The organism is Lacisediminihabitans profunda (assembly GCF_008040105.1).
Taxonomy (GTDB): Bacteria; Actinomycetota; Actinomycetes; order Actinomycetales; family Microbacteriaceae; genus Lacisediminihabitans; species Lacisediminihabitans profunda.
In genome coordinates, this window is record NZ_VRMG01000016.1 from 1 (window position 1) to 25,194 (window position 25,194).

Below are 25,194 nucleotides of genomic sequence, written 5' to 3' on the forward strand. Positions count from 1 at the left end.
CCTACGCCCACACCTACTCGTGCGACGAGGCCCGGGCTGCGACCTACCAGCAGTGGCTCCATGACTACAATCACCACAGACCCCACACCGGCATCGGCGGCAGATCACCAATCGAACGCGTGCACAACGTCCCCGGGAACTACACCTAGCCCCAGCCGAGGTCGTGCAGCTCGTCGTCGTCGATCCCGTAGAAGTGCGCGATCTCGTGCACGAGGGTCACGTGGATCTGGTCCCTCAGCTCGTCGAGGTCCTCGGAGACGGAGAGCAACGGCTCGCGGAACAGCACGATCCGGTCGGGCAGCTCGCCGAATCCGTAGTTGCCGCGTTCGGTCAGGGCCACGCCCTCGTAGAGCCCGAGCAGGTCGAGGGAGCCGTCCTCCGGCCGCGACTCGGTCACGAACACGAGGTTCTCGAGGCCCTCCACCATATCGTCCGGCAGGAGGTCGAGCTCGGCGATCACGAGCCGTTCGAACTCGTCGGGGGTGAGGGCATCCATCAGTCGCTGACCGCCGCGACGAGCGACTCCTGCACGAAGCCGAGCCAGTCGTAGACATCGAGGAGCAGCGGATCGCCGGCCGGCTCCGCCTCCTCGTCGTCGATGCCGAGCCGGGCGGCGATCGTGAGACGGATGTCGGTGAGCGCCCGCAGCCAGGCCTGCGCCGCCTGCTGGTCGAGAGTCACCGTGGTCGCGGAGCGGGCGTGCACCGCGCCCTCGAGGGAGCGGACCACGACGGTCGCGTTGGCGACCTTGCGGGCGGCGAGATCGTCGGCGGTGAAGCGCCGGAATTCGGCCGACGCCTCCTCGTCGTCCGGATAGGCATCGGGCAGGAGACGCAGCACGGCCGGGTCGCTCTCGTACTCCGCGCGGTCCGCCACGAGCGCCGCGACCTGGCCGGCCATGGTGGCGAGCGCATCGGCCTCGGCCGGCTCGAACTTCGCGGAGACCGCCTCGCCCACCCGCCTGAAGGCCTTCATGCGTCATCCGCCTTCGCGAGTGTCGCCCACAGGCCGAAGTCGTGCATCGCCTCCACGTGTCGCTCCATCTCCTCGCGACTGCCCGTTGCCACCACGGCGCGCCCGTCGTTGTGCACCTGCAGCATCCGACGCTCGGCCTCCGCCTTGCTGAAACCGAAGTAGCTGCGGAACACGTAGCTGACGTAGCTCATGAGGTTGACCGGGTCATTCCAGACGATCGTCACCCAGGGCGTGTCGAACACGGTCGACTCCACGATCTCGGGCACCTCCACGAGGTCCGGCCGTTCGAGCACATCGGTCATGATTCAACCCTCACACACCCGGAGACACCGGAGATGACGAAGGGCCCCGCTCTCGCGAGGCCCTTCGCCGCTGCTCACTGCAGCATCTGGGTGATCGACGGGGCTCGAACCCGCGACATCCGGCTCCACAAGCCAGCGCTCTACCAACTGAGCTACGACCACCATGCGCGCCGACCACGATGATTCATGACCGACACAACTCCACTAGCTTATTACAGCTTGCGAGCGGTTAGTGCAGATGCGGGAGGAATTTCTCCACTACGGAGCTGGAAATGGTCTGCACTTCCTCCGTCGTCGGCCCAGGATCGGTCACGAAGGCGGCCTTGCGGTAGTAGTCGAGCTCGCGAATCGACTCGAGGATGTCCGCGAGGGCGCGGTGGCCGCCGTTCTTGGCCGGGGAGTTGAAGTAGATGCGGGGGAACCACCGGCGGGAGAGTTCCTTGATCGACGACACGTCCACGTTGCGGTAATGCAGGTGGCGGTCCACGCGCGGCATGTACTTGGCGAGGAATGTGCGGTCGGTGCCGATCGTGTTTCCGGCGAGGGGAGCGTGCTGCTCGGCCGGCACGAACTTGAGAATGTACTCGAGAACCGCGTACTCGGCGTCGGCCAGGCTCACGCCATCCGGTATCAACTCGATGAGGCCGGACTCGGTGTGCATGTTGCGCACGAAGTCGTTCATGTTGTCGAGGGCCGCGTGGTCGGGCTTGATCACGATGTCGAACCCCGGGTCGATGAGGTTGAGGTCGAAATCGGTGATGACCACCGCCACCTCGACGAGTTCGTCGATTTCGACGTCGAGTCCCGTCATTTCGCAATCGATCCAGACGAGGCGGTCGGAGGAGGCAGACATCCCAAAATTCTATCGTTGCGCGGCGGAGCCCGGATGCGTGTGCCCGTGCGGCCGAGCGCTAGGCGTACTGCCCAGGCAGGTTGGTTGATTGGGTGTGACGTGGCCGTCGGCGACGTTGCGGATCTCGTGGTCGTGTCCCTCGACCCCGTCGCGGCCGCCCCGGACGCCCTCCGCCGCATGCCGGTCGCCGCGACGACGTTCGTTTGTGCCGCCCGCGTCGGTTGGGCCGCGTTCTGCAGGACGGGCCCCGGTGATGTGGGTGCCTACCCCCACAGACTCCAGTTGTGCAGGACAGCTTGTGCAGGACAGCTTGTGCAGGACACGGCACGGGTGTGGCGACCCGAAGGGTCCCGGTCTGCAGGACGCTCCCGTCGGTTCTGCACCTATCGTCCTCGCTATCCGCTATCCGCTATCCGCTATCCGCTATCCGCTATCCGCTATCCGCTATCCGCCCGAGGCGTCCTGCAGAACCCGTCCTGCCGTCCTGCATAACCCGTCCTGCATAACTGGAGTCTGCGGGGCGGGCACCCGTGGGCGGCGGCACCGTCCTGCACAACGCGTGCCAGGGGCACGGGAGTGCCGCACAGCGGCGGGGACATCGGCCCCACGCCGCGATCGGAGCCCACCCACCCATCAGCTGCTTAGCCGACGTCCCGACTCAGTACACCTAGGCGAGCTCGCCCGCGGTGATCGCCTCGGCCTCGACGACGAGCTCTTCGGCACCCGAGTTCACCCTCGCCAGCTGCTTCACCCCGCAGAGCACGATGATGGCCGCGATGAGTACGGATCCGCCGGCCACGTAATACGGCATCGCCGGGAAGAAGGTCGCGGCGAGCAGGGTCGCGAGCGGGGGAGCGGCCGCCCCGCCGAGGAAGCGCACGCCGGAGTAGGCCGACGACGCCACGGAGCGAGGCAGGTCCGTGGCCTCCATGACCGACTCGGTGAGCACGGTGTTGAGTACGCCGAGAAGCATCCCTCCGACGATCACGCACAGGATGAGCCCCAGTTGCGAGTCGATGAAGACCCCGGCGGCCACGAGGTCGATGGTCAGCAGCGGCAGGACGGTGCCGAGCACGGTGGTGCGCCGTAGCCGCGCGGTGAGCAGCGGCGCGATCCAGACCGAGGTCACCGCCACCGAGAGCCCCCAGCCGAAGAAGACGAGGCCAAGGCCGATCGCCTCCATGTGCAGCGGGAACGGCGTGTAGGCGAGCAGCACGAAGAATCCGATGTTGTAGAAGAGCGCGGCCGCGGCGAGAATCGCGATCGCCGGGTTGGCGAGGGCGCGGAATGGGGCGGACAGTCGGGTCGGCACCCGCGCCGCGCGGTCTTCCTTGCCGAGGAGCACCGAGATCGCGATGAAGGCGACGGCCATGAGCACCGCGGTGCCGAAGAACGGTCCACGCCAGCTGACCGTGCCGAGAAGGCCGCCGAGCAGCGGCCCGATCGCGATACCGAGTCCGAGCGCGGCCTCGTAGAGGATGATCGCCGATGAGGTGCCGCCGCTGGCGGCGCCGACGATGGTCGCGAGGGCGGTCGAGATGAAGAGCGCGTTGCCGAGTCCCCAGCCCGCCCGGAAGGCGATGACATCCTCGACGCTCCCGCTCAGGGCGGCGGCGAGGGCGAAGAGCACGATCAGGGCGAGCCCGATCATCAGGGTGCGCTTCGCGCCGATCCGGCTGGACAGCCAGCTCGTGAAGAACATCGCTATTCCGGTGATCAGCAGGTAGCTCGTGAACAGCAGCTCGGTCTGGGTCGGGGTGGCCGACAGCTCCTTGGCGATGGCCGGCAGGATCGGGTCGACCAGGCCGATGCCCATGAACGCGACGACGCTCGCAAAGCCGACCGCCCACACCTCCTTGGGTTGCCTGAGGATGCTCGTGCCCTGGGTCGTGTCGTGCCGGGTCATCAGGCCGCCTTCCGTGTCGTGCTCGTGTGTACCTGGAGGATGGCGACCGCCTTCTCGAGGATCGTCGATTCGTCGTCCGTGAGGTCGGCGAAGACGGGGGAGAGGGCCTCGGCTAGTTCGCGCCGCCAGTTCTCGAGGGCGGTCGTGCCCTTGGGGGTGATCGCGATGAGCCACGCCCGGGAGTCGTCGACGTCGGCGATGCGGTACACCAGCTCTTCCTCGGCGAGGTGCTGCACGAGCTTGGTCATGGTCGGCTGGGTCACCCGACTCGCCCTGGCGAGGTCGCCCACCCGGAGCGAGCCGTCGGTGGTGAGGATCGAGAGGGTGCGCCACACCGCGGCGGGCGTGGTGCTCCCGGTGAGCTGGGCGGCGACCCGGGTGAGGCGGTGGGCGGAGACGATGAGGTCTTCGAGAAGTCGTGAACGTTCGGTAGGCATCCGGCAAGTATATAGCAAACCTATATAGCCATACTATGTAAATCAGATTCGCCGGGATTCTGCGCGCCGATCGCATCACCCATCGGAGCGTGGTAGTAATGCAACATGACTGACGCACTCCCCACGCTCGCCCACGGCGACGAATACATCGTTCTCTACAAGGGCGGTCCCAACGACGGCCAGGTCGACAAGCGCATCAGCACCGACGGGAGCTTCGACGACGAGATCACCGTGCTCACGGCGGTGGACGGCAAGGAGACGCTGCTCGACTACACCCGCTCCAGCTGGACCGAGGTCGGCGGCCAGTACCACGTCGTCTACGACTTCGACCTCGCAGACAGCGAGCCGGTCGAGGCGCCGGAAGATCGCGGCGGACGCCAGTAGGGAATCAGCCGGGCGCTGCCCGCGTTGGACCGATCGTGCAACTCATCTTCTTCGCGTCGTCGTTCTGTGAACCGTGCATGCAGACGCGCGCCGTGCTGGATCAGGCCGCGAAGCTCGTGCCGGCGCTGAAGATCGCCGAATTGGATGTCGCGAGAGACACCGCGGAGGCCGAGAAGGCGGGCGTGCGCTCCACTCCCACGGTGATCGTGCTGGACGGGGACGACGCCGAGGTGTTTCGCGCGGAGGGCGTTCCGACGCTCAACCAGGTGCTCGTCGCCCTGGCAAAGGCCGTCTGACGCGCCTGCGGTAAAGTTGAGTCGCCCGCCTCCGTAGCTCAGGGGATAGAGCAGGAGCCTTCTAATCTCTTGGTCGCAGGTTCGAATCCTGCCGGGGGCACCGACTCACCCGAAAACTCGATGCCGCGGCACCTTCCGCGCTGTGACCTTCGACCCTTGCGAGTGCCGCGGTTTCGGCGCATCCTGACATCCTCGGCGAAGACTGGGCTCGGAGGAAGGCGGCAGCATGTCGATCGCACAGGTGGACCTCACCGCCGGCACCAGCGAGCAGCCGCTTCGGTTCAAGCGTCGCTGGATCCTCTTCGTCACCGTCGGGGAGGCCGTCGGTTTCCTCGTGCCGGCGGCGACGGGGACGCTCACGGCGAGCCCGTCGCTCGAACGCTGGCAGGTGCCGTTACTCATCCTGGCCGGCATCGTCGAGGGTGCGCTCCTCGGAGCCGCCCAGGCGCTCGCGGCGAGGCGATTCCGTCGTCCGCCGCCGCTGTGGGGTTGGATCGGAACCACCGCGCTCGGGGCGGCGATCGCCTGGTCCTGCGGCCTCGGCATCTCGGCCATCGCCCAGTCCGCCGCGCCGGTCGCCGCGGTGATCGTCGCGGCCGTCGTGCTCGGTCTGACCGGACTCGTCGCCATGCCCACGCTGCAATACCTCACCATCAGGCGCACCATCCCCCGGTCGGCACTCTGGATACCGGTGAACGCCGGAGCCTGGGCGGTGGGCATCGGGTGGACGTTTCTGCCGTCTCCGTTCATCGACGAGACGACACCGATGCAAGGACTGATTGTGGCCTACGCGCTCGCCGGCTTGTTCATGGCGACGACGGTGGCCGCCCTCACGGCGCCGCTGGCCAGAAGGCTCTTCGCCACCATCGAGGCGCCGAGCGCCGACTGAGCCGCGGAGGGCCCTGCCGGGCTAGTTGTGCTGGTGGTGCTCGTGCTCCTGGCGGTCGTGACCGTCGTGGTCGTTCCTGTCGGCCGGGGCGAACACCGAGGCCTGGCTCACGTCGCGGGGTTCCTCCGGCGCGGGCTCCACAAGCTCGGGGAGATCCTCGTCCTGCTCGTCGTCGTCCACGACGATCTCCTCGAGGTGCTCGGTCTGAGCCGGCTGATGAGATTCCGGTTCGACGATCTCGGGTTCGACGGTCTCCGCCTCCGGTGCGTCGGGCTCCGCCGCGGCGGGAGTCGGCTCGGGAGTGCGTGCGGCCGTCGGCTCGCTGACGGCCGGGTCATGGGTGGCTTCGGATGGCGCCACGGGCACCGCGGCCGGGCGCGAGAAACGGGACTGGGCGAAGGGCCTGGTGACCGGGGGCGTGGCGACGGGGGGCGTGGCGACCGGGGGAGTGGCGGCGGCTGCCACGGTGGGAGCGGCGATGGCCGCGGCGGACACGGTGTCCACCGGGCCGGTCTTCGCGACCTGTGCGGCCGCCCACGCCTGCTGGTTGTGCACCAGCTCCTGCTCGCTCAGCGACGAATCGTAGGCCCAGGAGTCGAGGTCGTTCTTGAACAGCCTCTTCGCGCGGCTGGGTCTGGCCTGCCATTCGATCAGGCGGTCGCGGAAGACGAGCAGGGACTGCTCCGCCTGGAAGCTGAACGACACGGCGTTGCGCTTCATGCTGATGATCTCGTGGCTCGCCCAGTCGGCGGCCAGGGCTGTGCCGGGCACCGGCAGCAGTCGCAGTCGGATGTCGGCGTCGCCGATGAGGTGGTCGATGTGCTGCTGCTCGGGTGCGGGCAGGGTGTTCCACACCGCGGCCTTGCGTGCGGCGCTGATCAGCGCGGTCACCGCGGAGGCCTTCACCTCCCGGTCGCTCAGCGCTATGACGCGCTTCGCCGAGCCGCGCCCGATCGCCGCCGCCACGACCCCCGCGATGAGGATCGCGAGGAACGGGATGACGGCGCTGGAAATGATGCGCGCCCCGTCGTCAGAAGAGAGCCAGCCTAAGAAGTCATTCCACCACTGCATGCCCGCACACTAACCCGCCGCGTGCTACGCGCGGGAGTGCGGGAAGGGCGAGTCTGGAACTAAATCAAAATCATGAATAGACGCGCCCGCCCTTCCCGGGGCCCTCAACTCGTGCGAAAACACTCGATCGCGTCATCCATGCTCCAGAATTCGCCCATCACCAGGAAGCGGCGCTGGTGGGGCATGAACCGCTTCGCCCGAAATCGCAGCCCGTCGCGTACCCGGAACTGCTCGATGTAGCCGAGCACGTCACCCTGCGGACGGGTGACCCGCCACAGCTCGTCGTGCAGTTGCACGAGGGTGATTCCCGGTCGGACGAGGGGAAGATCCCCCACAAAGGCGAGAGTGGTCATGTGCGATCCTCGAGTAGTGGCCGGCCCCGGCTGTCAACGTGGGATCAGGCTAAGGGCCGCCACCGACATCCGCCGGCGTCGCAGGCTAGTCACCGGTGCCGTGCACCGCGAATGGTTCGATCGCGGCGATCTCCTCCTGGCTGAGCGGCGCGCTCTCGAGTGCGGAGATGTTGTTCTCGAGCTGGGCCACGCTCGACGCGCCGATCAGCGCCGAGGTCACCTGCGGGTGACGGAGCACCCAGGAGAGGGCGAGCTGGGCGAGGCTCTGTCCGCGGCCGGCGGCGATCTCGTTGAGGGCGCTGGCACGTTCGAGGTAGGTCTCGTCGATGTTCTCCGAGGTGATCCAGCGGCCCTCGGCGGCCCTCGAGTCGGCTGGGATGCCGGCCAGGTAGCGGTCGGTGAGCATGCCCTGGGCGAGCGGGGAGAAGACGATGCTGCCCATGCCGAGGTCGTCCAGCACCGGCAGAAGCCCCTCGGTCTCGATGTGACGGTCGAACATGTTGAAGCGCGGCTGGTGGATGAGCAGGGGGATCTTGTGCTCGGCGAGGGCCTTGTGCGCAGCGATGGTCTGCTCGGTGTCGTAGTTCGAGATGCCCGCGTAGAGGGCCCGGCCGGAGGTGACGGCGGTCGCGAGCGCGCCCATGGTCTCCTCGATCGGGGTCTCGGGGTCCGGTCGGTGGGAGTAGAAGATGTCGACGTAGTCGAGCCCCATCCGTTCGAGGCTCTGATCGAGGGAGGCGAGCATTGACTTGCGCGATCCCCACTCGCCGTATGGGCCGTCCCACATGCCGTAGCCGGCCTTGGTGGAGATGATGAGCTCGTCGCGGTGCTGGCGGAAGTCGTCGGCGAAGATGCGGCCGAAGTTGGTCTCGGCGCTTCCCGCGGGCGGACCGTAGTTGTTCGCGAGGTCGAAGTGCGTGACGCCGAGGTCGAAGGCGCGGCGCAGGATCGCGCGTTGCGTCTCGATCGGGCGGTCGAATCCGAAGTTGTTCCAGAGGCCGAGCGACACCGCCGGGAGTTTGAGTCCGCTTCGCCCCACCCGCTTGTACTCGATGGATTCGTACCGGTCGGTCGCAGCAACATAGGTCATCCGACAAGCGTAGGGCGGCCCCACATCGAGGAATGACGCGCCCCCAACGGGGGTTGTTCAGATCCGCGGGTTAGCCGTCTCTCCCAGCCCTAAGAAAGTAGGCTTTCAGCATGCAGACATTCGTTCTCGCCGGCGGTTGTTTCTGGTGTCTCGATGCGGTGTATCGCACCCTCCGTGGCGTGAGCGACGTCGTGTCCGGGTACACCGGAGGAAGCACCGTGAACCCGAGTTACGACGACGTGTGCACCGGTCAGACCGGCCATGCGGAGGCGGTCGCCGTGACCTTCGACCCCGAGGTGATCCCGGCGAACGTGATTCTCGACGTGTTCTTCTCGCTGCACGACCCGCGGCAGCTCAACCGGCAGGGCCACGACGTGGGAACCCAGTATCGGTCGGCGATGTTCTACTCGGACGAGGAGCAGAAGACAGCCTTCGAGACGGCCCGCGATCGGGCCGGCGAATACTGGGACGGCGGCCTCGTCACCACCATCGAACCGCTCGGCACCAGGTACGAGGCGGAGTCCTACCACCAGGATTTCTTCGCGAAGAATCCCGGACAGGGGTACTGCATGGCCGTGGCCGTGCCTAAGGTGAACAAGATCCGCAAGAGTTTTGCGGAATACGTCCTGGCCTCCTAGGGCCGGGCAGTCTCTGGCAACTGCCAGCGTAAGGAAGGGAGCTCAATGATGAGCACTGGAACAGCGAACGAGACAACCACGCGCGCCGACAGGACGCTGACCGGCAAGACCTGGGTGGCCTTCGGGCCGGCCGGGGCCGTCGGTTCCATCCACAGCACCGAGGGTGGATACACCTTCAAGCTGATTGCGGATGCCGACTTCCGCGGCGAATACCCGACCCTCGAGGTGGCGAAGAGCGCGCTCCACGCGAGCCTGCTCCCCGGTGCCGAGTGGCCGGAGTTTCGCGAGCACTAGTCCGTAACCTGCGCGACAGAGCCGGTCGCGTCCCCAACCGGGACGCGGCCGGCTCTTGGACTGCGCGACAATCGGCACACTGGCTCGCATGACAGACACGATCACTCTCACCGGCCTTGTGGCCACGACTCCCCGGCATCTCGTCACCACCGAGGGCCTCTCGATCACGAGCTTCCGGCTCGCCTCCACCCAGCGCCGTTTCGATCGATCCCGCGACCGGTGGGTGGACGGGGACACCAACTGGTACACCATCACGTGTTTCCGGCAACTCGCCGTCAACGTCTCGGGGTCCGTGCTCAAGGGCGACCGGGTCGTCGTGACGGGGCGGCTGCGCATCCGCGACTGGACGAGCGGCGAGAAGGCGGGCACGAACATCGAGGTCGACGCAGACGCGGTGGGCCACGACCTCGCCTGGGGCACGACCACCTTCAGCCGGAGCATCAGTTCGACGATTGTCGAGAAGGCGGATGTCTTCCCCCTGGAGCCGAGCGGCGGGGCCGACTCGAACGGCGCGGCGGCGTCCAGCGCAGGCGCGGAGCAGGACGATTCCGACGACGGGGACGGCCCGGTGCGGTTCGTCGACCCGGACAGTGAGTCGCTCGAGAGCGCGGCCGTGCCGTTCTAGCACCTCCGCGCCCCGTGGACGCGGCCCGTCGGGTCGCGCGCCGCGTCGCTCTAGACTCGATCGGACCGGCCGCACTCGCGCCGCGGGAACACCGACGCCGGACGAAAGGGTCGCACGCGATGGGGACTTCTCGGCGCATCAGCGGCGCGGCAGCGGCGGCCTCCGCACTCCTGCTGGCGGCCGCCCTCGCCGCCTGCTCCACCGAGCCGGAACCCAGCGCGGTGCCGAGCGCGGTGCCGAGCGCGGGAACCGGCTCGGCCGCCAGCTCACCCTCCATCGGAAACGCCCCAGCACCGACGCCCACGCCGTCGATGGTGGCCGGTGGTTCCGCGGTCGAGAACAAGGCCTACTTCGACCTGGTCGGCAAGACGCTGTTTGCGTCGGCGGCATCCGCCAACGGCAAGACGATCATCGACACCCTCGCGGCGGCAGGCTTCGACAAGGCGGCGATGCAGGTCACCCCTGACAGGACATCCAATGGGGGTGCGGTCGACTCGATCCTGTTCTCGGTGAGGCTGGGCGGCCAGTGTCTGCTCGGCCAGCGTGGGCCCGGCGGGTTCAGCAGCGCCGTCCAGCCGGCGCTCGCCGACGGCAGTTGCCTGGTCGGCAAGACCCGGCCCATCGACTGGTGAGCGCCGGATTCTTGCGGTCGGTCAGGTCGCGTGGGCGAGCGCAACTAAACTTGTCGCCATGGCCGAATTCATTTACTCGATGGTCCGCGCCCGCAAAGCGGTCGGCGACAAGCTCATTCTCGACGACGTCACGATGTCGTTCTTCCCCGGCGCCAAGATCGGCGTCGTCGGGCCGAACGGTGCTGGCAAGTCCACCATCCTCAAGATCATGGCCGGCCTCGACACCCCGAGCAACGGCGAAGCGAGGCTGAGCCCCGGCTACAGCGTCGGAATCCTCATGCAGGAGCCCGAACTCGACGAGACCAAGACCGTGCTCGAAAACGTGCAGGAAGGCGTCGGCCCGATCAAGGCCAAGGTCGACCGGTTCAACGAGGTCTCCCTCGCCATGGCCGATCCCGATGCGGACTTCGACGCCCTGATGACCGAGATGGGCACGCTGCAGGAGGCTATCGACGCCGCCGACGCGTGGGATCTCGACTCCCAACTCGAGCAGGCGATGGATGCCCTGCGCACGCCGCCGGGCGACGCCACGGTCGCCAATCTGTCCGGTGGTGAGAAGCGCCGGGTGGCGCTCACCAAGCTCCTGCTTCAGAAGCCGGACCTGCTGCTTCTCGACGAGCCCACCAACCACCTCGACGCCGAGAGCGTGCTGTGGCTCGAGCAGCACCTTGCCCAGTACCACGGCGCCGTACTGGCCGTCACCCACGATCGGTACTTCCTCGACCACGTGGCCGAGTGGATCGCCGAGGTGGACCGCGGCCACCTCTACCCGTACGAGGGCAACTACTCCACCTACCTCGAGAAGAAGGGCGCTCGGCTCGAGGTTCAGGGCAAGAAGGACGCCAAGCTGGCGAAGCGGCTGTCCAGTGAACTCGACTGGGTGCGCAGCAACGCCAAGGGGCGCCAGGTCAAGTCGAAGGCCAGGCTCGCGCGCTACGAGGAGATGGTGACCGAGGCCGAGAAGACCCGCAAGCTCGATTTCGAGGAGCTCGTCATCCCGGTCGGCCCGCGACTCGGTGCCCAGGTGATCGACGCGAAGGGTCTCGAGAAGGGCTTCGACGGCCGCGTGCTGATCAACGGGCTGAGCTTCACCCTGCCGCGCAACGGCATCGTCGGGGTAATCGGCCCGAACGGCGTCGGCAAGACCACGCTGTTCAAGACCATCACCGGCATCGAGCCGCTCGACGGTGGCGACCTCCGCATCGGCGAGACGGTCGACATCTCCTACGTCGACCAGGACCGCGGCGGCATCGACCCCACCAAGACCCTGTGGGAGGTGGTATCGGATGGCCAGGACTACATCCAGGTTGGCAAGACCGAGATCCCGTCCCGCGGCTACGTGTCCCAGTTCGGCTTCAAGGGGCCCGACCAGCAGAAGAAGGCCGGCATCCTCTCCGGTGGTGAGCGCAACCGCCTGAACCTCGCGCTCACCCTCAAGCAGGGTGGAAACCTCCTGCTCCTCGACGAACCGACGAACGACCTGGACGTGGAGACGCTCGGAAGCCTCGAGAACGCCCTGCTCGAGTTCCCCGGTTGCGCGGTGGTCATCACCCACGATCGATGGTTCCTCGACCGCATCGCCACCCACATCCTCTCCTACGAGGGAACCGAGGAGAATCCCGGATACTGGCACTGGTTCGAGGGCAACTTCGAGGCCTACGAGGAGAACAAGATCGAGCGACTGGGACCGGACGCGGCCAAACCGCACCGGTCGGCGTACCGCAAGCTCACCAGGGGCTGACCGTGACGCGGCTGCACGTGCCGATCGGCCTGCGCTGGTCGGACTTCGACGCCTACGCGCACGTCAACAACGCCGAGATGTTCCGCCTGCTCGAGGAGGCGCGCATCCAGGCCTTCTGGCGGCCGGATCACGGCCAGGAGAGTGCGGGTGAGCCGCTCGGCACGGCCATTCTCGACGCGCGACCCGGGGCGAAGGTCATCGCGCTCATCGCCCGGCAGGAGATCGAGTACCTGCTGCCGATCCCGTACATGCGTCAGCCGCTCGACGTGGAGCTGTGGATCGGACGGATCGGCGGGGCGAGCCTCGAACTCTGCTACGAGATCTACTCTCCGACCGGGGTGACACCGAGGGTGCTCTACGTGCGCGCAGCGACGACCCTCGTGATGGTGGAGGTGGCGAGCGGCAGGCCGTTGCGCCTGGACAATGAGCAGCGCGCGGCCTGGGAGCCGTACCTCGAGCCTCCCGTCGTGTTCGGCAACCGCCACTGAGGGCAACCGTGCCCGACCGCAGCCGACGGCGCGGTTCGGGCTAGCGAGGGTTCGGGGTGTATGAGCCCGTCCAGATCGCCCGGGCGCCGGATTCTCCGATCTGCACGACGGTGACGATCGATCCGGCGGCGAGCCCGAGCACGGCAACGCCGAGGGCGATCGTGATGGCGAGCCTCAGGCTCCGGTGGGCCACGAGGCGGCGGTACCGGCCGTCACCCTCCGAGAAGTAGCGGAACCAGGCCCATTGTCCGGTCGCCACCACGAAGGTCGCGAAGGCCCAGGGCAGCAGCGACTTGCCGATCGCGGCGTGAGCCTGGATGAGCGGAGTGTTCGAGACCCGGGCGAGGAGCCACTCGCCGGCCTCCGTCGTGACCGGCACGGAGACGAGCGCCGCGAGCGCGATCAGGGGGGTGACGACCCCGAGTCGGCGGCGTGCGGCCGGCCAGGCCGCGGCGAGGACCGTGCACAGCGCGGCCAGGGGAACGACGATGACCACGAAATGGACGAGCAGCACGTGCAGCGGCAGCCCGGCGAATTGCCAGTCCACTAGGCGGTCACAACCTGGTCGCCGGCGATCTTCACTGCGATCTTGGGCAGCGGGGACGGGGCGGGTCCGCCGAGCACCGCGCCGGTGGCGGCGTCGAACCGCGAGCCGTGGCACGGGCAGTCGAACTCCTTCGCCGCCGCGTTGACCACGCAGCCCATATGGGTGCAGTGTGCGCCGAAACAGCGCACGTCGCCCGCGGTGGGCTGGGACAGGACCACTGCCTGGCCGTCGACGGTCGCCTCGGCGGTGCCGCCGACCGGGATGTCCGCGAGCTTGGCCACCGCGGTGCCGGCCGGGATCGAAATCTTGCCGTCTCCCGTGCCGCCCGCGCCCCCCGAGCCGCCAGCCGTTCCGCCGGAACCCCCGGCGGCGCCGCCGGTGCTGCACGCGGCGAGCACGAGGGCGCCGGCACCCATCACCGTCAGGCCGCCCGCGATGATCGCGGCCCGGCGCGATGTCGTGCGGCGGATCGGGGTGAGGTGTTCGGCGGGGCGGTGAGTCGGGGCGAGGCGGTCTGGAGTGGTCTGTTCGCGGTCGGTCAAGGTGATCCTTCGGGCGTCTGGGGCGAGCGGCGTGTGGGCGACCAGCGTGTGGGGCGCGGAGCCCCGGTTGGAGGCCCCCCCGAAAAGCATGTCATTGGTAGCAACGAGCGAGCGACTCATCCGGTTCGATTCTGCTGGGAATGAACCGAGACTGCTCGGGCTACGTTGTAACCAGTGGAGGTAGTCCATTGCCGGATGAGCAGGCCGAGTTGCTGCGTGCGCTGCACGACGAGCACGCCCCTGCCCTCTGGCGCTACGTGGTCTGGCTGACCGGGGACCGGCACTTCGCCGAGGACGTCGTGCAGGAGACGCTCGTGCGGGCCTGGAGCCACCCCGAGGTGCTCGAACGGGGCGGCGGCTCCTCGCGCGCCTGGCTCTACACGGTGGCGCGCAACATCGTGATCGACGATCGCCGCAGCGCTCACGCGAGGCACGAGCACTCGACGGACACTCCGCCGGAGCGCCCGGTCGACGACGGCACGGACGCCCTTCTCGACGCCTGGCTCGTCTCGGATGCCCTGGCCCAACTCAGCCCGGACCATCGGGTGGTCGTGCTGCACGCCTACTACCAGGGGGAATCGACGGCGGAGATCTCCCGCGCGCTCGGCATACCGGAGGGCACAGTGAAGTCACGCCTGCACTACGCGCTGCGGGCACTTCGGCTCGCCCTCCAGGAACGAGGGGTGACCCAGTGAACCCCGTCGACCTGTACGCCGAGTGGGATGCCGCCTACGTGCTCGGCGCCCTGTCGCCGCTGGAGCGGCGCGAGTTCGAGCGGCACCTCGCGACGTGCGGCGCGTGCGCGGCCGGAGTCGCGGAACTCGCGGGACTGCCGGGGCTGCTCGCGAAGGTGCCGGCAGCCGACCTGGAGATGGTCGCCCCGGTCGAGGATTCCGTGCCGCCGACCCTCCTGCCGAGGCTCGTGCGTTCTGCCGCCCGTCGTCGTCGCCGTTCCCGCGGGCTCGTCGCCGGAGCGATAGTGGCGACCGCTGCCGCCGCCGCGGCCGTCGCCCTCGCCATCCCGCTCGCCTTCGCGCCTCCGGCGCAGACGCCCGCCGCGAGCGGCGCGCGGGTGTCGCTGAGCCAGGTGATCCCCACCACCCTGAGTGCGAAGGCGCTGCTCGTGGAGGAGAGCTGGGGCACCCGCATCGAGATGCAGTGCACCTATGCCGCGCCGGCATCCACGACCACCTCCGGCTACGGAGTCGCCCGGCGGTACGAGATGTTCGTGACGGATTCCCGCGGCAACGTCTCGCAGGTCGCGACCTGGAGCGCGACGCCGGGAAGCACCGTCGAACCGTCAGGCACGACGAGCCTGCGGCCGAGCGAGATCGCCACGGTGGACGTTCGCTCGGCCGACGGGCGTGTGCTGCTGACCGGACGGCCCTGAGCCGCCGGCCCTGAGCCGCCGTCGTTCGAGTCGGGCTAGTTGATCTCTGCCGGGTCGCCGCCCACGCGGCGGTTCTCGTCGAGGGCGTCGATGGCCGCCATCTCCTGCGCGTCGAGTTCGAACCCGAGAATGTCGAGGTTCTGCGCCATCCGATCGCGCGAGTTCGACTTCGGGATCACGATGTTGCCCGTCTGCAGGTGCCAGCGCAGCACGACCTGGGCGGGCTGCACAGCGTGCGCCTTCGCGGCGGCCTGGATCGGCTCCATGCCGAACAGGTCGTACTTGCCCTGGCCGAGGGGTCCCCACGCCTCGGTGTGGATGCCGTGGGTGGCCTGGAACGCCCGGAGTTCGCGCTGCTGGAAGATCGGGTGCAATTCCACCTGGTTCACCGCCGGCACGATGTCGGTCTCGGCGAGAAGCGTCTCGAGGTGGGGGACGAGGAAGTTGCTGACCCCGATCGACCTCGCGCGGCCGTCCGCGAAGAAGGTTTCGAAGGTGCGCCAGGTGTCGACGAAGAAGCCGTTGGCGGGCATCGGCCAGTGGATCAGGTACAGGTCGAGGTAGTCGATCCCGAGCATCTCGAGGCTGCGGGCGAATGCGCCATCGACGTCGCGCGCCTTGTGGTGGTCGTTGCGGAGTTTCGTGGTGAGGAAGATCTCCTCGCGCGGAATGCCCGACGCCCTGATCGCCGCGCCCACCTCGGTCTCGTTGTTGTAGCCCGTGGCCGTGTCGATGTGGCGGTAGCCCACCGCTAGGGCGTCTTCGACCACGCGCTGGGTGTCCGCCGGGTCGACGAGAAACACCCCGAAGCCCACCTGGGGGATCGTTCGTCCGGAGTTCAGGGCAATCTGGGGTACCGAATTGGTCATGGTATTAGTCATGCTTCCACCGTAGGGCGCATCGTCCCTGCGGTCCAACAACTGAAATCGCACAGATTCAGCGCCAGCGCTGCTGAATCCTGAATCCAGGACCCGGCGATTCACTAACGGGGGACGCGCACCATGCCCTCTTGCGCGACGCTCGCAAGCAGCAGGCCGTCGCGCGTGTAGATGCGCCCCTGCGACAGGCCCCGGCCGCCCGTCGCGTTCGGGGACTCCTGGGCGTAGAGCATCCACTCGTCAACGCGCCCGAACCGGTGGAACCACATCGCGTGGTCGAGGCTCGCCGCCTTCAGCCCCGGTGTGGTCCAGGCGATGCCGTGCCGCCGGAAGATCGGCTCCAGGATCGAGTAGTCGCTCGCGTAGGCGAGGGCGGCACGGTGCAGGTTCTCGTCGTCGGGCAGGGTGCCCACCGCCTTGAGCCACACGGCCTGATGGGCCACGTGGGGTCCCTCCACCGAGAGATAGATCGGGGACGGCACGTGCCGCATGTCGAACGGGCGCTCGTTGGCCCAGACCTTGGCGACGGGGTGCTCGAGGCCGGAGAGCGACTCGGCGGCCGAGGGCAGGTCCTCCGGGTACGGAAGGTCCTTCGGCATCTCGATCTGGTGGTCGAGGCCCTCGTCGGCGACCTGGAACGACGCGATCATCGAGAGGATGGGCATGCCCTCCTGGTAGGCCTGGGTGCGCCGGGTGGAGAAGGAGCGGCCGTCGTGGATGCGGTCCACCGAAAACGTGATCGGCAGGTTGACGTCGCCGGGCCGCAGGAAATAGCCGTGCATCGAGTGGGCGGAGCGGTCGGCCAGAATGGTGCGCTGCGCGGCCACCAGGGACTGCGCGAGAACCTGCCCTCCGAAGACGCGCCCCTGCGGCATCCACTGGCTAGGGCCGGTGAAGATATCTTCGTTCGTTCTCGCGCCGGTGTCGGTGAGGTCGAGTGCCGCGAGCAGTCCGTCGAGGGCGTTGGTCATGGGTCTCCCGTCGAAAGGACGTGCGGGCGGCGCGAGAGTGCGCGCTCATATAGTTTAGAGAGCACATGAGCCAGACATTTTCCCTTGTTGACTCCCTCTCCCTCGCCGACCTGCAGGTATTCCTCGGTCGCGCCGGGCGGGTGGAGGACGGTTCGGTGCGCCTGATTGCCGGCTCCGGGGTGCTGGCCGTCTACGTGGCGGTGCTGTATCCGTCCGGCCTTCTCGACGAGAGCCCAACTGTCCTCGGACTGCGCACGTTCGCCCTCACCGAGCGCGACACCTTCGACGCCGTCGTGCCGGTGCGCTCGCTCCTCGAGCGTCTCGCGCGGCTGCAGGGCGACGTCGCCGACCCGACCGCGGCCGTCACCGTCACCCTTCCGATGCAGGTGAACACCGTCACCTGGGCGGCGATCTCCCCGCCGCGTGGCGGATGGGCGGCCCTCGAGCAGGTGGACGGCGCGACCCTGGAGCGGGTCGCGGCATCCGGAATCGACGAGGTCGCCACCGCGATCCCGACGGGGACGGGCGACCAGATCGTGCACCGCGTGCGCTCCGAGGTGTGGGGGCGCCCGATCGAGGGCCTCGAATACGTGCCGGCCGGCGCGGCCTTCGCCGCCCTGTCGCTGGGGTTCCTGGGCGGACCGGATGCCGTGCGCGTCTACGAGACCGGGCCGTGGACCAGGCTCTCCACCGAGCGCGGTCACGTGCTCGTCAAGCGACGCTCCTGGTCGCTGCAGCGCTGATGACGGTCGGCGTGGACGAACCGGACCAGCGAGGTCGGATCGGCCTGGACAGGGTCGGCCTCGACCTCACCGGCAATCCGCGGGTGCGGGTGACCGCCGTCGAACTGGTGGCGTCGGGCTGGCACGTGCTGCGCCGGACCACGTTCGACTACCTCGATGCGAACGGCGCGGTGAGCAGCCAGCAGCGTGAGACCTACGACCGGGGCAACGGCGCCACGATCCTGCTCTACGACGCCGCGAGACGCACCGTGCTGCTCTCGAGGCAGTTCCGCTTTCCCGCGTACGTGAACGGACATCCGGACGGCATGCTCATCGAGACGGCCGCCGGACTTCTCGACGACGACGATCCAGCCACGGCCATCCGCCGCGAGGCGGGAGAGGAACTCGGCGTGGATGTCGGCGAGCTCCAGCATGTGTTCGACGTGTTCATGAGCCCCGGCTCGGTCACCGAGAAGGTGCACTTCTTCGCGGCACCCTACAGCGACGCGTCCCGCACGAGCGGGGGCGGAGGCGTCGCCGAGGAGGGCGAGGAGATCGACATCCTCGAGCTGCAGTTCGACGAGGCCCTCGGGATGATCGACGACGGCCGCATCGCCGACGCGAAGACGATCATGCTCCTGCAGTGGGCGGCGCTGAGGGGCCCGTTCGCGGGCTGACCCGCCGCGCGGCCTGCGCGACGCGGTGACCCGCCGCCTTCGCGACGCGGTGACCCGCCGCCTTCGCGACGCGGTGACCCGCCGCCTTCGCGACGCGGTGACCCGCCGCCTTCGCGACGCGGTGACCCGCCGCCTTCGCGACTGTGCCCGTTCGGCGACTTCGGGCCACGGCGAGCGGGCCCGGCAACGACAATCGGGAACAATCAGCGGTCAGGCGCGGGCGGCGGCGCGTCCGGCGACCCGGCCGGAGAACAGGCAGCCGCCGAGGAAGGTCCCCTCCAGCGAACGGTAGCCGTGCATCCCGCCGCCGCCGAAGCCGCTCGCCTCGCCGGCCGCATAGAGCCCGGGCACCGGATTGCCATCGGCACCGAGGGCGCGGCCCATCAGGTCGGTCTCGATGCCGCCGAGGCTCTTGCGGGTGAGGATGTGGAGCTTCACCGCGATGAGCGGACCCGCCTTCGGATCGAGGATGCGGTGCGGACTCGCCACCCGGATGAGCCTATCGCCGCGGTACTTTCTGGCCTGGCGGATGGCGTTGATCTGCGCATCCTTCGCGAACGGGTTGGCGAGTTCCCGATCGCGCGCCTCGATCTCGCGCCGCACGCGTTCTGCGTCGATCGCCACCTCGGGGGTGAGGCGCTGCATGCCGTCCAGCAGGTCGTCCAGGGTGTCGGCGACCACGAAGTCCGCGCCGCGCTCCTTGAAGGCCTCCACCGGCCCCGGCGCCCCGGGCCCGATTCGTTTGGCCAGAAGGCGGTAGTCCCTGTTGGTGAGGTCGGGATTCTGCTCGCTGCCGGACAGCGCGAACTCCTTCTCGATGATCTTCTGGGTGAGCACGAACCAGCTGTGGTCGTGGCCGGTCGCGACGATGTGCTCGAGGGTGCCGAGCGTATCGAAGCCGGGGAAGAGCGGCACGGGCAGCCGTGAGCCTGTCGCGTCGAGCCAGATCGACGACGGACCGGGAAGGATGCGGATGCCGTGCCTCGCCCACACGGGCGCGTAGTTCTCGATGCCCTCCACGTAGTGCCACATGCGGTCGCCGTTGATGAGGTGCGCCCCGGCGCGCTCGGTGATGCCGAGCATCCGTCCGTCGACGTGGGCCGGCACCCCCGACAACAGTTTCTCCGGAGGTGTGCCCATCCGCTCGGGCCACTGCGCGCGCACAAGGTCGTGGTTGCCGCCGATTCCGCCGCTCGTGACGATCACGGCACCGGCACGCAGCTCGAAGTCTCCGGAGATGATGCGGTTGCTCGCGGCACCTCGCTCCGCAGCATCCGGTGCCAGCACCGCGCCCCGGGCCCCCACTACCGCCCCGCCCTCCACGATGAGCTCGTCGACCCGGTGCCGGAAGGCGAGTGTCACCAGTCCCTGCTCGACGCCGGCGCGCACGCGCTGGACGAACGGGGCGAGGATGCCGGGGCCGGTGCCCCAGGTGATGTGGAAGCGAGGCACGGAGTTGCCGTGCCCGAGCGCCGTGTAGCCGCCGCGCTCGGCCCAGCCGACGATGGGGAAGAACTTCACTCCCCGGGCGTGGAGCCACGCGCGTTTCTCGCCGGCGGCGAAGTCGAGGTAGGCCTCGGCCCACTTGCGCGGCCAGCCGTCGTCCTCTCGGTCGAATCCGGCCGAGGCGAACCAGTCCTGACGGGCGAGTTCGAGGCTGTCCTTGACGCCCATGAGTCGCTGCTCCGCCGAGTCGATGAGGAACAGCCCGCCGAACGACCACCACGCCTGGCCGCCGAAGCTCGCCTCGGGCTCCTGCTCGAGAATCGTCACGCGCCGGCCCGCGTCCACGAGCTCCGCGGCGGCCACGAGGCCCGCCAGGCCGCCGCCGACAATGATCACATCGGGCTGTTCGGACATGGTGCGACTCCTTCGTCCTGGCCGCGCTCATCCGGCCCTCCTGTTCATGATTCCGGATAAATGCTCGCTCCGGGGCGAATTGGTGCCCGATTCGGCCAAACGCCCCGGTGCGCTGCACGCCCGCACGCACACACACACGTTTCTCCGGAGGATTCGTGCGGGAAGGCGCCTACCGGGCCGAAAAGGCACCCGCACGGCCCGAACCTCCGGAGAAACGCGTATCGGCGGGGAGCGTCGGCAGGATGGCGTTACGCGTCGAGCGCGCCGGGCAACTTCCGTTTCTCCGGAGAAATGGGTGCGGAGTGCCCATTCTGGGCCGAAATGGCACCTGTACGGCCCGAACCTCCGGAGAAACGCGTGTCGGCGGGAGCGGGAGCTGGAGCGGGAGTGGCGCGTTACGCGTCGAGCGCGCCGGGCAACTTCCGTTTCTCCGGAGAAATGGGTGCGGAGTGCCCATTCTGGGCCGAAATGGCACCTGTACGGCCCGAACCTCCGGAGAAACGCGTGTCGGCGGGAGCGGGAGCGGGAGCGGGAGCGGGAGCGGGAGCAGCGGCTCAGCTCTTGCCGTGGATGCGCTGGCTGAGGGCCTCCGCCGCGTTGCGGGTGGCGAGCCCGAGTCGCTTCCACTGCCGGTCGTCGAAGGCGGAGCCGCGGAAGGTGAGCCCGATGGCCGCGGTGGGGTAGTGGTTGTGGTCGAAGACGGGCGCCGCGACCGAACCATATTCGAGCGTGATGTCACCGTCCTCCACCGCCCAGCCGCGCTCCCGTGTCGCGAGCAGGATCCCGTCGAGCTGCTCGCTCGTGGTGGGACCCGGGCCGGCACGCACCGCGAGGGTCTGCCCACGCGGATAGCTGGCCCGTAACTGGGCGGTCGGGATGCTCGCGAGCATCGCGCGACCGGTGGCAGTGAGGTGGGCGGGCAGCCGCACCCCGATGCTCGTGACGACGGCCGGCGCGCGCGCGGCCGAGACCTTCGAGGCGTAGACGACATCCGCATGCTGCAGCACCCCGAGGTGGGCGACGATCGGCAGGCCGGTCTCGGCGACCAGCCGCTCGAGGATGGGCCTGGCGAGCTGCCCGAGCGAACTCGTGCGCAGCACCGACGAGCCGATGTCGGCGACGAGCGGGCTCAGCAGGTAGGCCTGGTCCTCCGGGGAGTGCAGCAGGAATCCCTCGTCGCGCATCACCGTGAGCAGGTGGTACACGGTGGAGCGGGGGAGGCCGAGGTCGCGGCTCACCGTCGAGGCGCGCACCGGCCCGCTGTGCCCGGCGAGATACCGGATGATGCGAAGCGTGTGGCGAGCGGCCGGGACCTCGCTCATGGGCGCCTCCAATGTCTGGTATCCCAGACAGAATATCCCGAAAAGAGGCGCGGGCGCGGCACCGGTGCGGCTCTAATGAGTGCATGGACACAGCGAGCACGATCAGCCACGACATCGTGACCCTCGGCGTGGGCGGCCTGACCTTCTCGGAGGTCGTGGCGGTGGCCCGCGACGGCGCGCCCGTGCGCCTGGGCGAGGATGCCCTCGCGGCGATGGCCGAGAGCCGCGCCGTGATCGAGGCGCTCGCCTCGGACACCCGGCCGCACTACGGCGTCTCCACGGGCTTCGGCGCGCTCGCCGACAAGCAGATCCCGGTGGAGCTGCGCGGCCAGCTGCAGCGGTCCCTCATCCGCAGCCACGCCGCCGGGTCCGGCCCCGAGGTCGAACGGGAGGTGGTGCGCGCCCTCGTGCTGCTGCGCCTGTCGACCCTCGCCACCGGTCGAACCGGCGTGCGTCCGGTCGTCGCCGAGACCTACGCCGCGGCCCTCAACGCCGGCATCACTCCCTGGGTAGCCGAATACGGCAGCCTCGGCTGCTCGGGCGACCTCGCCCCGCTCGCCCACTGCGCGCTCGCGATGCTCGGCGAGGGCGAGGTGCGGAACTCCCGCGGCGACCTCGTTCCGGCGGCCGCCGCCCTGCAGGCGGCGGGAATCGAACCCCTCGTGCTGCGCGAGAAGGAGGGCCTCGCGCTGATCAACGGCACGGACGGCATGCTCGGGATGCTCGTGCTGGCGATCACCGACCTGCGCGCTCTGGTCACCACCGCCGACCTCGCCGCCGCCATGAGCGTCGAGGGGCTCACCGGCACCGACGCGGTGTTCGCGGCCGACCTGCAGGCGCTGCGTCCGCATCCCGGCCAGCGCGACTCGGCCGCCAACATGCGCGCCGTGCTCGCCGGCTCGCCCATGATCTCGAAACCGCAGGGGTTCACCCGGGTGCAGGACGCGTACTCGCTGCGCTGCGCCCCCCAGGTACACGGGGCCGTGCGCGACACGATCGAGCACGCCGCCACCGTCGCGAACCGCGAACTCGCGTCGGCGATCGACAACCCCGTCGTGACACCGGATGGCCGGGTCGAGTCGAACGGCAACTTCCACGGGGCGCCGATCGGATACGTCCTCGACTTCCTCGCGATCGTCACCGCCGACCTCGCGAGCATGAGCGAGCGCCGCACCGACCGCTTCCTCGACGTCTCGCGCAACCACGGCCTCAACGCTTTCCTCGCCGACGACCCGGGCGTGGACTCCGGGCACATGATCGCCCAGTACACCCAGGCCGGCATCGTGAGCGAGCTCAAGCGGCTCGCCGCTCCCGCGAGCGTCGACTCGATCCCGTCGTCGGCCATGCAGGAAGACCACGTGTCGATGGGCTGGAGCGCGGCCCGCAAGCTGCGCAAGTCGATCGACGGCGTCGGCCGGGTGATTGCGATCGAGCTGCTCACCGCGGCCCGGGCGATGGACCTGCGCGCCCCGGTCGCGCCGTCCCCGGTGTCGTCGGCGGTGCTGCGCCGGCTGCGCAGCGCGGTGCCCGGACCGGGCACCGACCGCTACCTGGCGCCGGACATCGCGGCCGCCCACTCCATGGTGCTCGACGGGTCGCTGCTCGCGGCCGCGGCATCCGTCGTATCCGAAGCAGGAGGAGAACTCGTATGACCAGCGGACCCCGCCCGGTGCGCGCCCACCGCGGCAGCACCCTGAACACGCTCGGCTGGCCGCAGGAGGCCGCCCTGCGGATGCTGCAGAACAACCTCGACCCGGAGGTCGCCGAGCATCCGGACAAGCTCGTCGTCTACGGCGGCACGGGCAAGGCCGCCCGCGACTGGAACAGCTTCGACGCGCTCGTGCGCACCCTCACCACCCTGAAGAACGACGAGACGATGCTCGTGCAGTCCGGCAAGCCGGTGGGGGTGATGCGCACGCACGAGTGGGCGCCCCGCGTGCTGATCGCCAACTCCAACCTCGTGGGGGACTGGGCCAACTGGGACGAGTTCCGCCGGCTGGAGCAGCTCGGCCTCACCATGTACGGGCAGATGACCGCCGGGTCGTGGATCTACATCGGCACCCAGGGCATCCTGCAGGGCACCTACGAGACCTTCTCGGCGGTAGCCGCGAAGTCCTTCGGCGGCAGCCTCGCCGGCACGATCACCCTCACCGGGGGCCTCGGCGGCATGGGAGGCGCGCAGCCGCTCGCCGTGACCATGAACGACGGCGTCGCGATCTGCGTGGACGTCGACCCGAGCCGCATCGCCCGCCGGATCGAGCACGGCTACCTCGATGTCGAGGCCACCTCGCTCGAGCACGCCGTGGAGCTCGCGTACTCGGCGAGGGACGCGAAGAAGGCCCTGAGCATCGGCCTGCTCGGCAACGCCGCCGACGTGTTCCCGCGGATGCTCGCCCAGGGCGTGCAGATCGACATCGTCACCGACCAGACCAGCGCCCACGACCCGCTCGCCTACCTCCCCCTGGGCATCGCCTTCGAGGACTGGATCCCCGCCCGGGAGTCGGACCCGGTCGGCTTCATCGAGCGCTCGCGGGCGTCCATGGCGGTGCAGGTGGAGGCCATGGTCGGCTTCCTGCGGGCCGGCTCCGAGGTCTTCGACTACGGGAACAACATCCGTACCGAGGCCAGGACCGCCGGCTACGCCGACGCGTTCGCGTTCCCCGGGTTCGTGCCCGCCTACATCCGACCCCTGTTCTCCCAGGGCAAGGGGCCGTTCCGCTGGGCGGCGCTGAGCGGCGATCCGAAGGACATCTACGCCACCGACCGAGCAGTGCTCGAGATGTTCCCCGGCAATGAGTCGCTCTCCCGCTGGATCCGCCTCGCCCAGGAACGCGTGCACTTCCAGGGCCTGCCCGCGCGCATTTGCTGGCTCGGCCTCGGCGAACGCGACCGGGCCGGCCTCAAGTTCAACGAGATGGTCGCCTCCGGCGAGCTGAGCGCCCCCGTGGTGATCGGGCGCGACCACCTCGACTCCGGGTCGGTCGCTTCGCCGTACCGGGAGACCGAGGCGATGAAGGACGGCTCGGACGCGATCGCCGACTGGCCGCTGCTCAACGCGCTCGTCAACACGTCGTCCGGCGCCACCTGGGTCTCCATCCACCACGGCGGCGGGGTGGGCATCGGCCGCTCGATCCACGCGGGCCAGGTGACGGTCGCCGACGGCACGGCGCTGGCCGCCGAGAAGCTCGCCCGGGTGCTCAGCAACGACCCGGCGATGGGCGTGATCCGGCACGTGGACGCCGGCTACGACGAGGCGATCGAGACCGCCGACCGGCTCGACGTGCGCATCCCCATGAACGAGCAGTCATGAG

The 25,194-nt window shown here is 68.9% G+C and carries 31 protein-coding genes and 2 tRNA genes; 17 read left to right on the plus strand and 16 right to left on the minus strand.

All coding sequences use genetic code 11. The annotated features are described in order from the left end of the window. The coding region (locus tag FVP33_RS18170) for an integrase core domain-containing protein (protein ID WP_147785118.1) at positions 1-149 on the plus strand (149 nt) is incomplete at its 5' end. Here the strand turns inward: FVP33_RS18170 and FVP33_RS18175 are convergent. The 7 genes from FVP33_RS18175 to FVP33_RS18205 all read right to left on the minus strand — a co-directional run bounded on the left by FVP33_RS18175 (position 146) and on the right by FVP33_RS18205 (position 4,473). Next, positions 146-496: a metallopeptidase family protein gene (locus FVP33_RS18175; RefSeq protein WP_147785119.1), complete on the minus strand. Its 351-nt coding sequence runs from the start codon at positions 494-496 to the stop codon at positions 146-148. The genes FVP33_RS18170 and FVP33_RS18175 overlap by 4 nt on opposite strands. Then, a complete protein-coding gene (locus FVP33_RS18180; RefSeq protein ID WP_147785120.1) occupies positions 496-975 on the minus strand; it encodes a DUF2017 domain-containing protein in 480 nt (159 codons plus the stop codon). The genes FVP33_RS18175 and FVP33_RS18180 overlap by 1 nt, the downstream gene beginning before the upstream one ends. Then, the gene (gene clpS / locus FVP33_RS18185) at positions 972-1,277 is read right to left on the minus strand and encodes an ATP-dependent Clp protease adapter ClpS (RefSeq protein ID WP_147785121.1); all 306 of its coding nucleotides are present in this window, start codon (positions 1,275-1,277) and stop codon (positions 972-974) included. The genes FVP33_RS18180 and clpS overlap by 4 nt, the downstream gene beginning before the upstream one ends. Positions 1,278-1,366: 89 nt before the next feature. After that, a tRNA-His gene (locus FVP33_RS18190) sits at positions 1,367-1,439 on the minus strand. Positions 1,440-1,506: 67 nt separating this feature from the next. After that, positions 1,507-2,130, minus strand: coding sequence for an oligoribonuclease (gene orn, locus FVP33_RS18195; protein ID WP_147785122.1), 624 nt, complete (start codon positions 2,128-2,130; stop codon positions 1,507-1,509). Positions 2,131-2,797: 667 nt separating this feature from the next. Continuing rightward, positions 2,798-4,036, minus strand: coding sequence for an MFS transporter (locus tag FVP33_RS18200; protein ID WP_147785123.1), 1,239 nt, complete (start codon positions 4,034-4,036; stop codon positions 2,798-2,800). Next, entirely contained in the window at positions 4,036-4,473 is a 438-nt protein-coding gene (locus FVP33_RS18205) for a MarR family winged helix-turn-helix transcriptional regulator (protein WP_147785124.1), read from the minus strand. Before FVP33_RS18205 ends, FVP33_RS18200 begins: the two co-directional genes overlap by 1 nt. 105 nt (positions 4,474-4,578) lie before the next feature. On the opposite strand from FVP33_RS18205, the gene FVP33_RS18210 reads away from it, so the two are divergent. The 4 genes from FVP33_RS18210 (at position 4,579) to FVP33_RS18225 (ending at position 6,042) form a co-directional block, all read left to right on the plus strand. Further along, positions 4,579-4,857 carry an oligoribonuclease gene (locus tag FVP33_RS18210; RefSeq protein WP_147785125.1) on the plus strand — a complete coding sequence of 93 codons (279 nt, stop codon included), beginning with the start codon at positions 4,579-4,581 and terminating at the stop codon, positions 4,855-4,857. A 35-nt stretch (positions 4,858-4,892) separates the two neighbouring features. Further along, positions 4,893-5,153 (plus strand): thioredoxin family protein, encoded by a 261-nt coding sequence (locus FVP33_RS18215; RefSeq protein WP_147785126.1) that lies wholly within the window; start codon positions 4,893-4,895, stop codon positions 5,151-5,153. A 27-nt stretch (positions 5,154-5,180) separates the two neighbouring features. Then, positions 5,181-5,253, plus strand: a tRNA-Arg gene (locus FVP33_RS18220). A gap of 126 nt (positions 5,254-5,379) precedes the next feature. Then, a complete protein-coding gene (locus tag FVP33_RS18225) occupies positions 5,380-6,042 on the plus strand; it encodes a hypothetical protein (protein ID WP_147785127.1) in 663 nt (220 codons plus the stop codon). A 21-nt stretch (positions 6,043-6,063) separates the two neighbouring features. Here FVP33_RS18225 and FVP33_RS18230 read toward each other — a convergent pair whose 3' ends face one another. From FVP33_RS18230 to FVP33_RS18240, 3 genes are all read right to left on the minus strand, one after another. Then, positions 6,064-7,113 carry a hypothetical protein gene (locus FVP33_RS18230; RefSeq protein ID WP_147785128.1) on the minus strand — a complete coding sequence of 350 codons (1,050 nt, stop codon included), beginning with the start codon at positions 7,111-7,113 and terminating at the stop codon, positions 6,064-6,066. Between the two features lie 104 nt (positions 7,114-7,217). Then, positions 7,218-7,466, minus strand: coding sequence for a hypothetical protein (locus FVP33_RS18235; RefSeq protein WP_147785129.1), 249 nt, complete (start codon positions 7,464-7,466; stop codon positions 7,218-7,220). An 85-nt stretch (positions 7,467-7,551) separates the two neighbouring features. Beyond that, positions 7,552-8,556 (minus strand): aldo/keto reductase, encoded by a 1,005-nt coding sequence (locus tag FVP33_RS18240; RefSeq protein ID WP_147785130.1) that lies wholly within the window; start codon positions 8,554-8,556, stop codon positions 7,552-7,554. Between the two features lie 110 nt (positions 8,557-8,666). Between FVP33_RS18240 and msrA the strand changes: the two genes are divergently transcribed. From msrA to FVP33_RS18270, 6 genes are all read left to right on the plus strand, one after another. Further along, positions 8,667-9,194, plus strand: a complete 528-nt coding sequence (gene msrA / locus FVP33_RS18245) for a peptide-methionine (S)-S-oxide reductase MsrA (protein WP_147785131.1) — start codon at positions 8,667-8,669, stop codon at positions 9,192-9,194. A gap of 48 nt (positions 9,195-9,242) precedes the next feature. Then, a complete protein-coding gene (locus FVP33_RS18250) occupies positions 9,243-9,488 on the plus strand; it encodes a methyltransferase (protein WP_147785132.1) in 246 nt (81 codons plus the stop codon). Between the two features lie 88 nt (positions 9,489-9,576). Further along, entirely contained in the window at positions 9,577-10,113 is a 537-nt protein-coding gene (locus FVP33_RS18255) for a single-stranded DNA-binding protein (RefSeq protein WP_222706790.1), read from the plus strand. A gap of 119 nt (positions 10,114-10,232) precedes the next feature. Beyond that, positions 10,233-10,745, plus strand: coding sequence for a DUF6993 domain-containing protein (locus FVP33_RS18260; RefSeq protein WP_147785133.1), 513 nt, complete (start codon positions 10,233-10,235; stop codon positions 10,743-10,745). A 58-nt stretch (positions 10,746-10,803) separates the two neighbouring features. Then, positions 10,804-12,486, plus strand: coding sequence for an energy-dependent translational throttle protein EttA (gene ettA, locus FVP33_RS18265; protein WP_147785134.1), 1,683 nt, complete (start codon positions 10,804-10,806; stop codon positions 12,484-12,486). Between the two features lie 2 nt (positions 12,487-12,488). Next, complete coding sequence (locus tag FVP33_RS18270) at positions 12,489-12,974, plus strand: acyl-CoA thioesterase (RefSeq protein WP_147785135.1); 486 nt, start codon at positions 12,489-12,491, stop codon at positions 12,972-12,974. Between the two features lie 40 nt (positions 12,975-13,014). On the opposite strand, the gene FVP33_RS18275 is transcribed toward FVP33_RS18270, so the two are convergent. Then, positions 13,015-13,521, minus strand: coding sequence for a hypothetical protein (locus FVP33_RS18275; protein WP_147785136.1), 507 nt, complete (start codon positions 13,519-13,521; stop codon positions 13,015-13,017). Next, positions 13,521-14,063, minus strand: a complete 543-nt coding sequence (locus FVP33_RS20120; protein ID WP_281289417.1) for a Rieske (2Fe-2S) protein — start codon at positions 14,061-14,063, stop codon at positions 13,521-13,523. The genes FVP33_RS18275 and FVP33_RS20120 overlap by 1 nt, the downstream gene beginning before the upstream one ends. A 188-nt stretch (positions 14,064-14,251) precedes the next feature. Here FVP33_RS20120 and FVP33_RS18285 point away from each other — a divergent pair, with 188 nt between their 5' ends. Then, positions 14,252-14,758 carry a sigma-70 family RNA polymerase sigma factor gene (locus tag FVP33_RS18285; RefSeq protein WP_281289418.1) on the plus strand — a complete coding sequence of 169 codons (507 nt, stop codon included), beginning with the start codon at positions 14,252-14,254 and terminating at the stop codon, positions 14,756-14,758. After that, positions 14,755-15,453 (plus strand): anti-sigma factor family protein, encoded by a 699-nt coding sequence (locus tag FVP33_RS18290; RefSeq protein ID WP_147785138.1) that lies wholly within the window; start codon positions 14,755-14,757, stop codon positions 15,451-15,453. Before FVP33_RS18285 ends, FVP33_RS18290 begins: the two co-directional genes overlap by 4 nt. A 35-nt stretch (positions 15,454-15,488) precedes the next feature. Here the strand turns inward: FVP33_RS18290 and FVP33_RS18295 are convergent, their stop codons facing one another. Together FVP33_RS18295 and FVP33_RS18300 are read right to left on the minus strand one after the other, a co-directional pair. Continuing rightward, the gene (locus FVP33_RS18295) at positions 15,489-16,334 is read right to left on the minus strand and encodes an aldo/keto reductase (protein ID WP_246142420.1); all 846 of its coding nucleotides are present in this window, start codon (positions 16,332-16,334) and stop codon (positions 15,489-15,491) included. A gap of 101 nt (positions 16,335-16,435) precedes the next feature. After that, entirely contained in the window at positions 16,436-17,302 is an 867-nt protein-coding gene (locus FVP33_RS18300) for an acyl-CoA thioesterase (protein ID WP_147785139.1), read from the minus strand. Between the two features lie 65 nt (positions 17,303-17,367). Between FVP33_RS18300 and FVP33_RS18305 the strand changes: the two genes are divergently transcribed. After that, entirely contained in the window at positions 17,368-18,045 is a 678-nt protein-coding gene (locus FVP33_RS18305; protein WP_147785140.1) for a DUF8185 domain-containing protein, read from the plus strand. An 11-nt stretch (positions 18,046-18,056) separates the two neighbouring features. Next, complete coding sequence (locus FVP33_RS18310; RefSeq protein WP_342779882.1) at positions 18,057-18,701, plus strand: NUDIX domain-containing protein; 645 nt, start codon at positions 18,057-18,059, stop codon at positions 18,699-18,701. 210 nt (positions 18,702-18,911) lie between these two features. Here FVP33_RS18310 and FVP33_RS18315 read toward each other — a convergent pair whose 3' ends face one another. After that, positions 18,912-20,561: an FAD-binding dehydrogenase gene (locus tag FVP33_RS18315; RefSeq protein ID WP_147785142.1), complete on the minus strand. Its 1,650-nt coding sequence runs from the start codon at positions 20,559-20,561 to the stop codon at positions 18,912-18,914. Between the two features lie 554 nt (positions 20,562-21,115). After that, entirely contained in the window at positions 21,116-21,883 is a 768-nt protein-coding gene (locus FVP33_RS18320) for an IclR family transcriptional regulator (RefSeq protein WP_147785143.1), read from the minus strand. 83 nt (positions 21,884-21,966) lie between these two features. Here FVP33_RS18320 and hutH point away from each other — a divergent pair, with 83 nt between their 5' ends. Together hutH and hutU are read left to right on the plus strand one after the other, a co-directional pair. Next, entirely contained in the window at positions 21,967-23,535 is a 1,569-nt protein-coding gene (hutH, locus tag FVP33_RS18325; protein WP_147785144.1) for a histidine ammonia-lyase, read from the plus strand. Continuing rightward, entirely contained in the window at positions 23,532-25,193 is a 1,662-nt protein-coding gene (hutU, locus tag FVP33_RS18330; protein ID WP_147785145.1) for a urocanate hydratase, read from the plus strand. The genes hutH and hutU overlap by 4 nt, the downstream gene beginning before the upstream one ends. Position 25,194: the final 1 nt, after the last annotated feature.

What these genes read in the sequence shown, in the direction of transcription:
- hutH (WP_147785144.1), top strand. Translation starts at nt 21,967, where the DNA reads ATGGACACAGCGAGCACGATCAGCCACGACATCGTGACCCTCGGCGTG.
- FVP33_RS18225 (WP_147785127.1), top strand. Translation starts at nt 5,380, where the DNA reads ATGTCGATCGCACAGGTGGACCTCACCGCCGGCACCAGCGAGCAGCCG.
- FVP33_RS18305 (WP_147785140.1), top strand. Translation starts at nt 17,368, where the DNA reads ATGAGCCAGACATTTTCCCTTGTTGACTCCCTCTCCCTCGCCGACCTG.
- FVP33_RS18300 (WP_147785139.1), bottom strand. Translation starts at nt 17,302, where the DNA reads ATGACCAACGCCCTCGACGGACTGCTCGCGGCACTCGACCTCACCGAC.
- FVP33_RS18175 (WP_147785119.1), bottom strand. Translation starts at nt 496, where the DNA reads ATGGATGCCCTCACCCCCGACGAGTTCGAACGGCTCGTGATCGCCGAG.
- FVP33_RS18205 (WP_147785124.1), bottom strand. Translation starts at nt 4,473, where the DNA reads ATGCCTACCGAACGTTCACGACTTCTCGAAGACCTCATCGTCTCCGCC.
- FVP33_RS18210 (WP_147785125.1), top strand. Translation starts at nt 4,579, where the DNA reads ATGACTGACGCACTCCCCACGCTCGCCCACGGCGACGAATACATCGTT.
- FVP33_RS18235 (WP_147785129.1), bottom strand. Translation starts at nt 7,466, where the DNA reads ATGACCACTCTCGCCTTTGTGGGGGATCTTCCCCTCGTCCGACCGGGA.
- ettA (WP_147785134.1), top strand. Translation starts at nt 10,804, where the DNA reads ATGGCCGAATTCATTTACTCGATGGTCCGCGCCCGCAAAGCGGTCGGC.
- hutU (WP_147785145.1), top strand. Translation starts at nt 23,532, where the DNA reads ATGACCAGCGGACCCCGCCCGGTGCGCGCCCACCGCGGCAGCACCCTG.
- FVP33_RS18180 (WP_147785120.1), bottom strand. Translation starts at nt 975, where the DNA reads ATGAAGGCCTTCAGGCGGGTGGGCGAGGCGGTCTCCGCGAAGTTCGAG.
- FVP33_RS18230 (WP_147785128.1), bottom strand. Translation starts at nt 7,113, where the DNA reads ATGCAGTGGTGGAATGACTTCTTAGGCTGGCTCTCTTCTGACGACGGG.
- FVP33_RS18295 (WP_246142420.1), bottom strand. Translation starts at nt 16,334, where the DNA reads ATGACTAATACCATGACCAATTCGGTACCCCAGATTGCCCTGAACTCC.
- clpS (WP_147785121.1), bottom strand. Translation starts at nt 1,277, where the DNA reads ATGACCGATGTGCTCGAACGGCCGGACCTCGTGGAGGTGCCCGAGATC.
- FVP33_RS18255 (WP_222706790.1), top strand. Translation starts at nt 9,577, where the DNA reads ATGACAGACACGATCACTCTCACCGGCCTTGTGGCCACGACTCCCCGG.
- orn (WP_147785122.1), bottom strand. Translation starts at nt 2,130, where the DNA reads ATGTCTGCCTCCTCCGACCGCCTCGTCTGGATCGATTGCGAAATGACG.
- FVP33_RS18315 (WP_147785142.1), bottom strand. Translation starts at nt 20,561, where the DNA reads ATGTCCGAACAGCCCGATGTGATCATTGTCGGCGGCGGCCTGGCGGGC.
- FVP33_RS18260 (WP_147785133.1), top strand. Translation starts at nt 10,233, where the DNA reads ATGGGGACTTCTCGGCGCATCAGCGGCGCGGCAGCGGCGGCCTCCGCA.
- FVP33_RS18250 (WP_147785132.1), top strand. Translation starts at nt 9,243, where the DNA reads ATGAGCACTGGAACAGCGAACGAGACAACCACGCGCGCCGACAGGACG.
- FVP33_RS18320 (WP_147785143.1), bottom strand. Translation starts at nt 21,883, where the DNA reads ATGAGCGAGGTCCCGGCCGCTCGCCACACGCTTCGCATCATCCGGTAT.
- FVP33_RS18200 (WP_147785123.1), bottom strand. Translation starts at nt 4,036, where the DNA reads ATGACCCGGCACGACACGACCCAGGGCACGAGCATCCTCAGGCAACCC.
- msrA (WP_147785131.1), top strand. Translation starts at nt 8,667, where the DNA reads ATGCAGACATTCGTTCTCGCCGGCGGTTGTTTCTGGTGTCTCGATGCG.
- FVP33_RS18240 (WP_147785130.1), bottom strand. Translation starts at nt 8,556, where the DNA reads ATGACCTATGTTGCTGCGACCGACCGGTACGAATCCATCGAGTACAAG.